This window comes from Nesterenkonia sp. LB17 (genome assembly GCF_022565915.1).
Lineage (GTDB): Bacteria > Actinomycetota > Actinomycetes > Actinomycetales > Micrococcaceae > Nesterenkonia.
Genome location: NZ_JAJOYX010000003.1, coordinates 182852 through 194981, shown reverse-complemented (window position 1 = coordinate 194981; position 12130 = coordinate 182852). Strand labels below are relative to the sequence as shown.

Below are 12130 nucleotides of genomic sequence, written 5' to 3'. Positions count from 1 at the left end.
GACTGCGCGCTGCGCGGGTGAGGCGTCATGGCAGTGATCCGGTGCGGTGATCATGGCGCGAATCTCAGCCCGGAGGGCGAGGAGTTGAAGCCGGCGTCGCGCAGCAGCTGTCCCAGCGGGTGGGTCAGGATCCGGTCTCCGTTGACCCGTTCCACCGCGATCCGTCCGGTCTTGGCCGCGCGCAGGGCCGGCACCAGCGCCCGGGAGATCAGGTCCATGGTGGATTCGTCCTCGGTGAAGAGCAGCAGGGTGCGGCCTCCGCGCTCCATGTAGAGCACCAGCCGCCCGCGGTAGAGCACCACGACGGCGCCGGCCTTGCGTCCAGGTCGGTGCGTGGAGCTCTCCAGCTCCGGCCAGTCCAGGGCCGCCCCGTAGGGATTCGCCGGGTCGGTGGCGGCGAGCACCACCGCAGCATCCTGCTTCTTCCCGCCGCCCGATGTGCTCGAGCCGGAGGCTCCCGCCCTGGGCGTCCCGGTGCCTGATTCGGCGCCGGCCTGTTCGGCGGCGTCTTCGAGGCGTTCGGAGATCCAGCGCAGCTGATCGATGGTCGCCGAGGAGGTGAACTGGGCGGCGCCGAGCTGTTCGATGAAGTATCCGCGCCGGATCTGCCCGGAGTCCTCGGCCGCGGAGAGCACCTTGTAGACCGCCGCGAAGCCGCCCTTTGCGGAGGCGCCCAGACCTGACTGCTGCTCGGACATCACCGAGCCGCGGGTGACCACCCCGTAGCGGTCCAGCAGGATCTCGGCGCGGGTGTGCGCGGCGACGGTGGCATCCACCGAACCGTTCGGGACGAGCTGCCAGCGGCCGCCCGCGCCGCCGCCGGTGGGTCCGGAGGCGGCGTTCCCGGCGATCCGGGTGCGGTGTGATTCGGTGGCCCGGCGCAGCGCCATCCGCCGTGAGGTGTGCCTCGGTCGCGCCGGTGTGGGCTGCTTCTTGTGCGCGGTGGTCCCGGTGGACATGAATCTGCGCAGCGCGGCGAAGCTGTCGGGGGCGACCCGTCCCGCCCAGAACAGCTCCCAGAGCGCGTTCTTGGTGCTCTCCCGGGAGCCTGTGAGGTCGGGGTCGAGCTGGTCGTGCAGCGCCTCGATGAACCAGGCGCCGCCGCGGGCCAGGATCTCGAGGATCGACTCCTGCAGCGCGGTGGGGGTGAAGTCTTCTCCGTTGCTGCCCAGCCCGGTGCTGCCCGGCTGGTTCAGCAGCGTCTCGGCGTCCTCCCGCGGGTAGAAGGCCAGCCAGCCGTCATGCCCGCTCAGCGCCCCCTTGCCCACGGCGAGGAACTCCCCGGCGGAGAGCAGCTCGTCGAGCATCCCCGGCCGGTAGTCGGGGATCCGCGCCGGGAGGATATAGGACTCCCAGGCGCTGGCCGGCGCGGCTGCACCGGAGAGCTGGGCCAGCGATTCCGCCACGGCGGAGACCCCCGAGGAGGAGGAGCCTTTCCCGCGGGCCGCGGTGATGCCCTGCCATTCGAGCAGGAACTGGGCGTAGGCGGGGGTGGGCACCGGCTCCACCTGGGCGCGCAGGGCGGCCAGGGAGCGGCGTCGGATCCTGCGCAGCATCTCGGCATCGCAGTACTCCACCGTGCCGGGCCGGGCATCGGCGGGGATCACCCGGTCGGGTCGGAACAGTCCCTCCACCACCCGGTGCTCGCGCACCAGCCGGGTCAGCGTGTCCACGACGACGGCGCGGCTGAGTCCCAGCTCGGCCGCCGCCTCCTCCACCAGGAAGGGTCCGTGGGTGCGGGCATAGCGCCCGACGAGATCGCCGAGCGGATCCTCGACCGGGTCCAGGAAGGCGTAGGGGATGCCGACCGGGATGGGTGTGCCCAGACCGTCGCGCAGCCGTGAGGCGTCCTCGATCGCGGCGTAGCGCTCCTCAACCTGATCCTGCTCGCCGTCGGCGCCGGACTCTGGAGAGGTGCCGGTGCGCCACATCACCCGGAAGGCGCGCTGATTCGAGACCAGGGCCTCGGCATGGTGCTTCGCGGGCTCACCGTCTTCGAGCCGGGCGGCGAGCTGCTCTTCGGTCAGCGGGCCGAGCAGGCGCAGCAGGTCTGCGACGCCCTCTTCGCCGCGCAGGTGCCGGGAGGGGAGCAGCCGCTGGGCGTAGGCCTCGGAGTCGGCGATGATCGCGGCGTCGAGGAACTCACGCAGCTCCACCCGGCCCAGCAGCTCACCCAGCAGGGCCGGGTCCACCGAGAGCGCGGCGGCCCGGCGTTCGGCCAGCGGGGAGTCCCCCTCGTAGAGGAACTGCGCGATGTAGCCGAAGAGGATGGACTGGGCGAAGGGGGAGGGCTTCGAGGTGGTCGTCTCCACGATCTTGAGCCTGCGCTGGGTGATGCTGCGCAGCAGCTCCAGCAGGGCCGGCATGTCGTAGACGTCCTGCAGGACCTCCCGCATGGCCTCCATGATCACCGGGAAGTCAGGGTAGCCCGAGGCGACCTCCAGCAGCTGGGAGGATCGTTGGCGCTGCTGCCACAGCGGAGTGCGCTGTCCGGGGTTCTGCTTGGGCAGCAGCAGGGCCCGGGCGGCTGCCTCGCGGAACCGGCCGGCGAACAGCGCAGAGGAGCTGACCTGGCCGGTGACCAGATCCTCAAGCTCGTCGGGGTCGAAGACGAAGAGCTCCGCGCCGGGCGGGTCTTCATCCATCATCGGGACGCGCAGCACGATCCCGTCGTCGCTGGCCATGGCCGAGCCGTCGAGGCCGAACCGGTCGTGCAGGCGTTCACCGACCGCCAGCGCCCAGGGGGCGTGGACCTGCAGTCCGTAGGGCGAGAGCAGCACGATCCGCCAGTCACCGAGCTCGTCCTTGGTCTGTTCCACCACCAGGGTGGTGTCGCTGGGGAGCACCCCGGCGGCCTCCTGCTGTTCGGTGAAGTAGCGCAGCAGGTTCTGCTGCGCCCAGGTGTCCATGCCCAGCGCGGTGAGCCGCTCGGCGGTGGGCTCTGCGGCGCCGGCGTGGACCTCCCGGGTGAACCGGCCCAGCGCGCGGCCGAGCTCGGCGGGACGGCCGAAGCCGTCGCCGCGCCAGAAGGGCAGCGAGGCGGGCTGCCCGAAGGCCGGGACGACGAGCACCCGGTCGAAGGTGATCTCCTGGATCCGCCAGCTGGTGGCGCCCAGCGCGAAGACGTCGCCGACCCGGGACTCGTAGACCATCTCTTCATCGAGCTCACCGACCCGGCGGCCGCCGGAGCGGGCCGATCCGGAGTCTTCTCCGCCGGCGAGGTAGACCCCGAAGAGCCCGCGGTCGGGAATGGTGCCGCCGGAGGTGACCGCGATCCGCTGTGCGCCGGGGCGCCCGCTGATCGTGCCCGCGTCGCGGTCCCAGATCACTCGGGGGCGCAGCTCGGCGAACCGGTCGGAGGGGTATTTGCCGGCGAGCAGGTCCAGGGTGGCCTCATAGGCCGAGCGCGGCAGCGTGGCGAAGGGGGCGCTGCGGCGCAGCGTCTCGAACCAGGACTCCACATCCAGCGGGTCCATCGCGGCGGCGGCCACCGTCTGCTGGGCAAGGATATCCAGCGGGTTGCGCGGGATGTGCAGGGCCTCGATCTGCCCGGCGAGCATCCGCTCGACGATCACGGCGGTGCTCACCAGGTCCCCGCGGTGCTTGGGGAAGAACCAGCCGACCGAGACCTCACCCACCTGGTGCCCGGCCCGGCCGATGCGCTGGAGCCCGGCGGAGACCGCGAAGGGGGCCTCCACCTGGATGACCAGGTCCACGGCGCCCATGTCGATGCCGAGCTCGAGGGAGGAGGTGGCGACCACACAGCGCAGCTGGCCTGATTTCAGCGCCTCTTCGGTGAGCTTGCGCTGTTCCTTCGAGACCGAGCCGTGGTGTGAACGGGCCAGCGGTGCGGGCTCGCCCGCGTCCCCGTCATCCCCGGGGGCGGATGCGGCGGCGTCGTCGGTGTTCCGAGCGGTGGGGGGCTGGCGTTCGGACCAGATCTCGTTGATCCGCCCGGTGAGCTTCTCCGCGAGCCGACGAGAGTTCACGAACACGATGGTGGAGCGGTTCTCGGTGACCAGATCCACGACCCGGTGCTCCACGTGCGGCCAGATGCTGGGCTGCAGCGGCTGGTCGCTGAGCAGCGCGTCGTCGGGCGGGAAGTCGATTGCAGGAGTGCGCGCAGGGATGCCGGCCGCGGCGTCGGGGTTTCCGCTGCCGTTCGAGGCGGCGGGGAACGGGGTCGCGCTCTCGGGCGGGGCGGTGCTGGGGGAGGCCAGGTCCTCCACCGGGACCGAGACGGTGATGTCCCATTTCTTCTCCGACTTCGGTGCGACGATCTCCACCGTCGCCGAGCCGCCCAGGAAGCGGGCCACCTCCTCGCGGGGTTCCACCGTGGCGGAGAGCCCGATCCGCTGGGCCGGGGCTGCCAGCAGGTTGTTCAGCCGCTCCAGCGAGACCGCCAGATGGGCGCCGCGCTTGGTGCCGGCCAGGGCGTGGACCTCATCGATGATCACGGTCTTGATCCCGGTCAGCGTGCTCCGGGCCTGGGAGGTGAGCATCAGGTAGAGCGATTCCGGGGTGGTGATCAGGATCTGCGGGGGCTTCCGAACCAGGTCCCGACGCTCCTTGGGCGTGGAGTCGCCGGTGCGCACCCCGACGGTGATCTCCGGCGGCTCGTCCGCGGCGCCCTCGGCGGCGAGGCGGCGGGCGGTGTGCGCGATCCCGACCAGCGGGCTGCGCAGGTTGCGTTCGATGTCCACGCCGAGCGCCTTCAGAGGCGAGATGTAGAGCACCGAGGTGCCCGCGGTGGGTGCGGCGAAGAGTTGGTCGATCGACCAGAGGAAGGCCGAGAGCGTCTTGCCCGAGCCGGTGGGCGCGACCACAAGCGCGTTCTTGCCCTGCGCCACGGCAGCCCAGGCGCCAGCCTGCGCGGCGGTGGGTGCACCGAAGGATGCTTGGAACCAGCGCCGGGTCGGCTCGGTGAAAGGTTCCAGGGCGGTCATGGTCTTACTCTAGAGGCCGCCACGGACATCCATAGACGCATCTCACCCCTCATGAATCGGGCGGGATGAGGTGGAATGCGCGCTCGCCGGAGTCGTCATTCTGACGCGAAACGCCGACGATCCGTCAGACGCCGCGGTTGATGGAGTGGGCGTTCGAAACCCGGACCTTCCGCGAGATGGGCTTACATGGCAAGACCGAAGGGTCCCGCGGTGTCGATGAGGCGTTCGCGAGCCGGTGGGGGCGAAGCATCGGTGTGGAGATCATGGGACGACACAAGTTCGGCCCGCAGCGCGGCCCATGGGCGGATGAGGAATGGAAGGGCTGGTGGGGCGATGACCCGGTCTTCCACACCCCCGTGGTGGTGGTGACCCACCACCCGCGGCCGATGCTCGAGATGGCAGGCGGCACGACCTTCCATTTCTTGGATACCGACCGGGTCTCCGCACTGGATCACGCGCGCGATCTCGCCGGAGGCCTTGACGTGCGGATCGGCGGCGGGGTGGCCACGCTGCGGCAGTTCCTCGAGGCGGATCTGATCGACTACATGCACCTGGTCGTCACCCGCCGCACCGGGTGATCTTCATCGCCACGGCCAGCGGCTCAGCGGGCGAAGCGCAGGATGTCCTCGCGGCGCAGCGGGCGGTTGAACAGCGGCCCGTCGGGCTCCATGATCCGTCCCGCGGCCAGCGCGCCGAGGGAGACCGGATCGAAACCGATGCGGTCCAGCAGTCCCATGACCAGTCCGCGGGCGGCGTCGTCATCTCCGGCGACGGCGAGCGCTCGGCGCTGGGACAGCTCGGCGGCGGGCCGGGCGGCGTCGTCGATATCGGCGTGGGCGATGTGGTTCAGCGCCTTGATCACCCGCGCGGAGCCGAACCGTCCGGCCAGTGCCATGGAGGTGGGCAGCTGTTCATCCACCGCGGCCTGCAGCCAGCACGGGAGCAGCTCGTCCTGCCAGGTGTTGGTCGCGTCGATCAGCACGGTGCCGACCACCCAGTCCGGGTCCACCTCATCGAGCTCCTCCTGCGGGACCGCGAGGATGACGATCCCGCTGGAATCCCGGGCACGCGCGGCGATGTCCGCACCTACCACCGGGACTGCACCGGGGGCGTAGATCTTGAGGTGATGCTGCAGCGCTCGGGGCGGGCGGGTGGAGGCGATGTCCACAGCGACCCCGGCGCGCAGCAGGGCCCGGGCGAAGGCGGTGCCGGCTCGGCCGGCCCCGAGGATGCCGACAACGGGTCGGGTGGTCTCCGAGGCTGCGGCCGCCGCGGGTTCGGGGGAAGGCTCCGCGGCGGGTGCAGACCGCTCAGACATGGTGATACGCCCGCCCTCCGGAGATCTCCTGGGCGCGGTAGACCTGCTCGGCGAGCAGCATCCGGACCAGCTGGTGCGGGAAGACGAGCTTGGAGAGCGACCAGACGAAGTCGGCGCGGTGCTGCAGCTCATCGGTGACACCATAGGCCCCGCCGATGATCACCACGACGTGCTGCCCATTGTCGAAGCTGGCCTGGAGATGCTCGGCCAGGCCCGTCGAGCTGATGTTCTTGCCGCGCTCATCGAGCAGGATGACGTGATCCTTGGTCTTCAGCGCGGCGAGGATCCGTTCGGACTCCTCCTGGCGGGCTGCATCATGCTCGCGGGAGGAATGCGGAAGCAGCTTCCAGTCCAGGTCATACGGCTTGCGGAGCCGCCTGGTGTAGCGCTCGATCCCCTCCGCGGCCCACTTCTCATGCTTCTTGCCGATGGCCAGGGCAGTGATGCTCATGGGTCTGAGACTACCGGCAAGCCTAGGATGGAGCCCATGCCTGCTCAGTTTCACGCTGCCCCCGTGGCCCAGATGGATCCCGTCTCGCTCTACCTCATCCTGAAGCTGCGCACCGATGCCTTCGTGGTCGAGCAGCAGTGCCCGTACCCGGAGCTCGACGGTCGAGACGTGGAGCCCGGTGCGGTGATGTTCTGGGCGGTCAACGGCACCTCGGGCGAGGAGTCCGGAGACGACGCCGCCGCACCCACCGCCACGCTGCGGATCCTCCACGAGCTGGCGGGCTTCCGGATCGGGCGTGTGGTGGCGGCCCCTGACGCGCGCGGGACCGGGGTGGCCCGTGAGCTGATGAAGCGCGCGCTGGAGTTCTGCGCCGGGCAGTCAGCTGAATCGCAGGTCGTGCTCGACGCCCAGGCGCCGCTGCAGGGCTGGTATGAGGCCTTCGGCTTCGTCCGGTCCGGGGAGCAGTTCCTGGAAGACGGGATTCCCCACGTGCCGATGCGTCGAGGCTGACGCTCAGATCTTGGAAGTTCCCAGGGTCTGACTTCCCTCAGGCTTCGTGATGTTTCATAGGCGGCGGCGGATGCGGCCTGCCGCGGTGGCGACCACGAAGATCGCCAGCCAAGAGACCAGATACCAGCCGGGGCTCAGCTGGAGGTCAGACGGCGCGAGGTACATCCAGGCGATGAGCGGGATGCCCATGATCGCGACCGCACTCTGCCAGCTGGTCCAGAACTTGCCGCTGGAGGCCCACTCGACGGTGGATGGATCAGCGGTGAAGTGTTCCACGCGTTCATACTCGCTGGACCTGGAGCTTTTCGCCATGACAGCACGATAGCGCCTCAGCCGTTGGCCTCGCATCCATAACCGTCGCCATCGCCGTCCAGGCCATGCGGGTCGGCACCGATGACTCGGACCGGGAAGTCCAGATCGCCACAGTTGATGTCCGGCGGGTAGACCGGGATGCAGGGCGTGTAGTTGGGATCGCAGTTCCCGCCCTGCTGGCCCGGCGGTGGAACCGGGGCGGGCTCGGGGGCGCAGGTCTGCAGCGGGGCGCCGTCGTCGGCCGCGATGTAACCCGGTTCCCGGGTGTGGAAGCCATAGCCGTCCCGGGAGTCATACCGGGCGACCGCGAGGCCCTCCTCGATCAGGGTCCTGCCCGCGTCGGTCCCTCCGACGTCCACGTAGCGCAGGATTCGGTCATAGCGATCGGTGTCCTCACCATCGCGGGTCAGTGTGACGGTCCTGCCCAGCACCAGCTCGCTCATCCGGGTGGATGCGGTGTCGAAATGGCACTCGCCACGTTCAGGAGTGTCAATCCCGCTCACCCTGACAGTGTCCCCGGAGTCCAGCTCCACGGTGTCTCCGTCGATGATGCGCACGACGACGGCGGTGTGCTCGTTCGGATCAGCGGTGGGGGTGGGCGTCGGAGTGGGCGTCGGGGTGGGGGTGGGCGTCGGAGTCGGCGTCGGACTTGGGGTCGGAGTCGGAGATGTCGAGGGCGTCTCGGACTTGGAGGGCTCCTCCGAAGGCTCGTCGGTCTCCTCAGGTTCCGCAGGGTCCTCAGACTCCTCGACGACGAGCTCCTGCTCCTCCGTCGCGGCGGCGCGTTCTTCAACCTCGTTGGGGTTCACCATGAATGCGACGAGGCCGATGATCATCAGCAGAACGAACAGCGCGATGAATCCGCCACAGCCGATGGTCGCAATGCGGAGGATGATCGGCCAGCGCTGGAACTTCTGCCAGGCCGTGAGCTTCTCTGCACCCACGCCAGGAGGGTTGCTGGGCAGGGGGTATTGCCCCGGGAAGCGCTGCGACATCGATTGAACCTCATCTGGTGCGGGCGAGAGACCCGTGCGGAGAGCGCGGCTCCCGCACCACAGTAGGTGCCCGTGGGGTGATAGATGCCGAGACGCGCCTGCAGGCAAGGCCGATGAATAAACGCGGTGAAACCGCCTACGCCACGAGGAGGCAGTGCGAGACCATCGAAGAGTCCACCCGGTTCCTGGTGGCGAAGAACCAGAGAGAGGCCACCCGATGAGACTGTCTCCAGAGTCCACCGACGTCGTCGAGCAGACTGCGGGCGTCGTCGCCGAGCATGCCGAAGCCATCAGCACGCTCTTCTACGCGGACATGTTCGAGGCCCACCCCGAGCTGTTCAACGTGTTCAACCGGGCGAACCAGGCGATCGGTGAGCAGCCGAAGGCGCTCGCGGCGTCGGTCGTGGCGTTCGCGGTGCATCTGATCGACCCCGACGCGCCGGACTTCACGCCGGTGATGCGGCGCATCGCCCATAAGCATGTATCACTCGGCATCCAGGCGTCCGAGTATCTGGTCGTCGGCCGGTACCTGCTCGCTGCGGTGAAGAAGGTGCTCGGTGACGCGATCACCCCCGAGGTCGCGTCCGCATGGGACGAGGTCTATTGGCTCTTCGCTACGGCCCTGATCGCTGAAGAGGGCAAGCTCTACGCCGAGGGCGGCACAGATCCTGATCACCCATGGGGCAGATATCGGGTCGTGGAGCGTTTCGAGGAGTCCGGAGAGGTGTTCTCTCTGCTGCTTGCCCCGGTGGACGGCCAGGTGCCAGCGCATCGGACGGGACAGTATGTCGCGATCGCTGTGGATCTTCCGGACGGGCTGCGTCAGCCGCGGCAGTACACGATCTCATCGGGTCCGCGCGGCGATTCCCTGCGCGTGACGATCAAGCGGGTCCGTGGCGTCGACGGGATGCCCGACGGGCAGGTCTCGGGCTGGCTGTACGAGAACGCCCAGCCGGGCACGATCCTCGATGTGTCACAGCCCGCGGGCGACGTGGTGCTCGATGAGACCGATGTTCCGCTGGTGCTGGTCTCTGCGGGAATCGGCATCACCCCGGTGGCGGCCATCATGGAAGACCTCTCGCGTCGGCAGCCGGAGCGCACGGTCCGGCTCTTCCACGCCGACAAGTCGCATGCGCACCACGCGCTCTACGACGGACTCCGTCGGCAGGTGCTTGCGATGCCGGATGCTCGTGCCCAGAACTGGTACGAGAAGGACGCGGAGATCGCGCCGACCCTGCATCCGGCAAAGTCGGGATTCATGAACCTCTCCGACGTGGAGCTTCCCGAGGAGGCGCAGGTGTTCATGTGTGGACCGCTGCCCTTCATGCAGAGCGCGCGGCGCTCGCTGATCGACCAGGGCGTGCCGAGCGAGAACATCCACTACGAGGTGTTCGGCCCGGACCTCTGGGCACAGCAGCCCGCATAGCCTCCCCCGGAGGCGGGTGGGGTGTGGTCACAGCACGCTGGATCTCCAAGGCTCTCATCGGCCGAATGATCCAGTGTGCGCTTTGCCCGCACCGCGCCCTGCTCGAGTGCTGCATCGTCGCAGTCGCCGTCAAGACCGCCGGGCTGAGTGGAGCGGGCCGCTTCCCCTTTGAGAGCAAGCACGATCACACACCGTTTCGGACTGAGGAAGGGATGCAGACGGCGCAGCTCCAGTGGGCCGGAGACCTGCGCGAGCTGGTCCCGGACGAGCTTCGCGTGCACAGAGCAGACGAGCGGCCGCTCTTCGTCGATCATCTCCTCATAGAGGCAGGGCAGCAGCCCGACTGTGAGTTCCTGTTCGTCAAGCTCAGGCTCCATGCCGGCATCCTCCAGATGCTCGTACAGGGCATCGAGCTGGTGCACCGCTTTCGTCCCGAGTGAGTCGCTGTGGTCGAGTTCAGGGGCGAGGTCGCGAAGCAGGTCGCCCCGCGCTCTGGCTGCAGCTGCTCGTCGTTCGGCCGCCTGGCTGTGTTCGATCCGCTGGACGGGGGAGTACCCGTGCGGCGGGCGGCCTCGACGGCCGGTGTCCACGGGGGCGCTCGCGATCAGTCCCTCGTCCTCGAGCACGCGCAGATGGTCTCGTGCAGTGCTGACTGGGACGCAGGCTTCCTCAGCGAGCTCCTGCAGCCTGCGGCCGGGGACCCGCTGGACCGCATGGAGCAGTCGCAGTCGACTCTTCTGCGTGAGTCCCCGATAGTCATCCACTCGCCGAGGCATAACTTCCAGGATACGTATCGCGGCCACAGAATCGAAGACCACGTCCTGCCGGCCTCTACCCGTTCTACCGGCGCTTCGGCGGTGCCGCCAGGCCGCAGAAGCACCTTGAGGACGCTGGGGGTGCAGAAAACCCCGCCGGCTGCATGACTGCAGATCAGCGGGGCTCTCGGTCGGCGGTGACGGTGGGATTTGAACCCACGGTGCGGGGTAACCGCACACAGCATTTCGAGTGCTGCACCTTCGGCCGCTCGGACACGTCACCAGGCCCGTTGAGTATACGCAAACATCTCGCGCTCACCCAAAAGCACCCACGGCGGGCACGGTCTCAACAGGTCAGCTCAGCCCTGGAACAGGGCGTGCACCTCGCCGCAGAGCAGGCGTCCGTCAAGCCCTCCGATCTCCAAGACGACGGCGGCGCCGGCCACCTGACAGTCAAGCTGGCCGATCAGCTCCCGGGTCGCTGCCAGGGTGCCACCGGTGGCCAGCACGTCATCGACGATCAGCACCCGGTGCTCGGGCTTGAGCACATCGGGAGCCTCGATCACCGCGGTGCCGTACTCCAGCGTGTACTCAACCCGCCCGGCAGGTGCCGGCAGCTTCCCTGCCTTGCGGATGGGCATGAATCCGGTGCCGGTCAGCGCGGCGATCATCCCTGCCAGGGTGAACCCGCGGGCCTCGATCCCGGCGACCATGTCGAAGCTCCCGGCGAAGGGGGCCAGCAGGCCCTCGGCCACCGTGCGCAGCGCGGCCGGATCCGCAAGCACGGGGGAGATGTCCTGAAAGAGGATGCCTGGTTCGGGGAAGTCGGGGGTGACTGCGAAGAGCGACTGCGCATGGGCCAGCCGCTCGGGCGAGGGCGCGGAGAGCTGCGGTGAGGAAAGTGTGGACACGACCGCAAGCCTATCTGCGGAACTGCTCGAAGAACGCGCGCAGCTGGTCGGCGCACTCCTCGGCGCGCACCCCAGGATGGACCTCCACCCAGTGGTTCAGCCGGGGCTCGCGCAGAATGTCGAACACCGATCCCGCAGCCCCGGCCTTCTCATCCCAGGCGCCGAAGATCACGTGCCCGATCCGAGACTGATAGATCGCTCCGGCGCACATCGGGCACGGCTCCAGGGTCACCGCGAGCACGCAGCCGTCCAGCCGCCAGCTCCCCAGACTCGCCGCGGCGGCCCGCAGGGCGGTGATCTCCGCATGACCGGCCGGGTCGTCGTCGCGCTCTCGGGTGTTGAAGCCCTCGCCGAGCACCTCACCGGCAGCGGAGAAGACGACGGCGCCCACCGGCACGTCCGCGGAGGAGGTCGCCTCGGAAGCCAGCTCCAGACAGCGCCCGATGGCCTTCTCCTGATCGGCCCGCGCCCGTGGGGACCACGCTGAAGAATCAATGGACTCAGCG

At 69.0% G+C, this 12130-nt stretch carries 11 protein-coding genes and 1 tRNA gene; 3 read left to right on the top strand and 9 right to left on the bottom strand.

Annotated elements, in window-relative coordinates:
• Positions 1-50: 50 nt before the first annotated feature.
• Positions 51-4946, bottom strand: a complete 4896-nt coding sequence (locus tag LTH96_RS08305; protein ID WP_241465272.1) for a DNA glycosylase AlkZ-like family protein — start codon at positions 4944-4946, stop codon at positions 51-53.
• Between the two features lie 140 nt (positions 4947-5086).
• Here LTH96_RS08305 and LTH96_RS08300 point away from each other — a divergent pair, with 140 nt between their 5' ends.
• Complete coding sequence (locus tag LTH96_RS08300; protein WP_241465271.1) at positions 5087-5524, top strand: dihydrofolate reductase family protein; 438 nt, start codon at positions 5087-5089, stop codon at positions 5522-5524.
• Between the two features lie 23 nt (positions 5525-5547).
• Here the strand turns inward: LTH96_RS08300 and LTH96_RS08295 are convergent, their stop codons facing one another.
• Together LTH96_RS08295 and LTH96_RS08290 are read right to left on the bottom strand one after the other, a co-directional pair.
• Entirely contained in the window at positions 5548-6264 is a 717-nt protein-coding gene (locus LTH96_RS08295) for an NADPH-dependent F420 reductase (RefSeq protein WP_241465270.1), read from the bottom strand.
• On the bottom strand, positions 6257-6715 hold the full coding sequence (locus LTH96_RS08290) for a 23S rRNA (pseudouridine(1915)-N(3))-methyltransferase RlmH (RefSeq protein WP_241465269.1): 459 nt from the start codon (positions 6713-6715) through the stop codon (positions 6257-6259). Before LTH96_RS08290 ends, LTH96_RS08295 begins: the two co-directional genes overlap by 8 nt.
• A gap of 36 nt (positions 6716-6751) precedes the next feature.
• Here LTH96_RS08290 and LTH96_RS08285 point away from each other — a divergent pair, with 36 nt between their 5' ends.
• A complete protein-coding gene (locus tag LTH96_RS08285; protein WP_241465268.1) occupies positions 6752-7225 on the top strand; it encodes a GNAT family N-acetyltransferase in 474 nt (157 codons plus the stop codon).
• Positions 7226-7279: 54 nt separating this feature from the next.
• Here the strand turns inward: LTH96_RS08285 and LTH96_RS08280 are convergent, their stop codons facing one another.
• Both LTH96_RS08280 and LTH96_RS08275 read right to left on the bottom strand, forming a co-directional pair.
• Entirely contained in the window at positions 7280-7537 is a 258-nt protein-coding gene (locus LTH96_RS08280) for a hypothetical protein (RefSeq protein WP_241465267.1), read from the bottom strand.
• Between the two features lie 17 nt (positions 7538-7554).
• Entirely contained in the window at positions 7555-8481 is a 927-nt protein-coding gene (locus LTH96_RS08275; protein ID WP_241465266.1) for a thermonuclease family protein, read from the bottom strand.
• Positions 8482-8749: 268 nt separating this feature from the next.
• On the opposite strand from LTH96_RS08275, the gene LTH96_RS08270 reads away from it, so the two are divergent.
• Positions 8750-9958 carry a globin domain-containing protein gene (locus LTH96_RS08270; protein WP_241465265.1) on the top strand — a complete coding sequence of 403 codons (1209 nt, stop codon included), beginning with the start codon at positions 8750-8752 and terminating at the stop codon, positions 9956-9958.
• On the opposite strand, the gene LTH96_RS08265 is transcribed toward LTH96_RS08270, so the two are convergent.
• The 4 genes from LTH96_RS08265 to tadA all read right to left on the bottom strand — a co-directional run bounded on the left by LTH96_RS08265 (position 9913) and on the right by tadA (position 12120).
• Positions 9913-10734 (bottom strand): ArsR family transcriptional regulator, encoded by an 822-nt coding sequence (locus tag LTH96_RS08265; RefSeq protein WP_241465264.1) that lies wholly within the window; start codon positions 10732-10734, stop codon positions 9913-9915. The two genes, LTH96_RS08270 and LTH96_RS08265, sit on opposite strands and share 46 nt — an antisense overlap.
• A 174-nt stretch (positions 10735-10908) precedes the next feature.
• A tRNA-Ser gene (locus tag LTH96_RS08260) sits at positions 10909-10996 on the bottom strand.
• Positions 10997-11072: 76 nt separating this feature from the next.
• Positions 11073-11624: an adenine phosphoribosyltransferase gene (locus LTH96_RS08255; protein ID WP_241465263.1), complete on the bottom strand. Its 552-nt coding sequence runs from the start codon at positions 11622-11624 to the stop codon at positions 11073-11075.
• Positions 11625-11634: 10 nt separating this feature from the next.
• Positions 11635-12120 (bottom strand): tRNA adenosine(34) deaminase TadA, encoded by a 486-nt coding sequence (tadA, locus tag LTH96_RS08250; RefSeq protein ID WP_342357732.1) that lies wholly within the window; start codon positions 12118-12120, stop codon positions 11635-11637.
• Between the last annotated feature and the right edge of the window lie 10 nt (positions 12121-12130).

Excerpts from the sequence above, each read along its gene's own strand:
- LTH96_RS08270 (WP_241465265.1), top strand. The coding sequence starts at position 8,750 with ATGAGACTGTCTCCAGAGTCCACCGACGTCGTCGAGCAGACTGCGGGC.
- LTH96_RS08295 (WP_241465270.1), bottom strand. The coding sequence starts at position 6,264 with ATGTCTGAGCGGTCTGCACCCGCCGCGGAGCCTTCCCCCGAACCCGCG.
- LTH96_RS08280 (WP_241465267.1), bottom strand. The coding sequence starts at position 7,537 with ATGGCGAAAAGCTCCAGGTCCAGCGAGTATGAACGCGTGGAACACTTC.
- LTH96_RS08265 (WP_241465264.1), bottom strand. The coding sequence starts at position 10,734 with ATGCCTCGGCGAGTGGATGACTATCGGGGACTCACGCAGAAGAGTCGA.
- LTH96_RS08285 (WP_241465268.1), top strand. The coding sequence starts at position 6,752 with ATGCCTGCTCAGTTTCACGCTGCCCCCGTGGCCCAGATGGATCCCGTC.
- LTH96_RS08305 (WP_241465272.1), bottom strand. The coding sequence starts at position 4,946 with ATGACCGCCCTGGAACCTTTCACCGAGCCGACCCGGCGCTGGTTCCAA.
- LTH96_RS08290 (WP_241465269.1), bottom strand. The coding sequence starts at position 6,715 with ATGAGCATCACTGCCCTGGCCATCGGCAAGAAGCATGAGAAGTGGGCC.
- LTH96_RS08300 (WP_241465271.1), top strand. The coding sequence starts at position 5,087 with ATGGAGTGGGCGTTCGAAACCCGGACCTTCCGCGAGATGGGCTTACAT.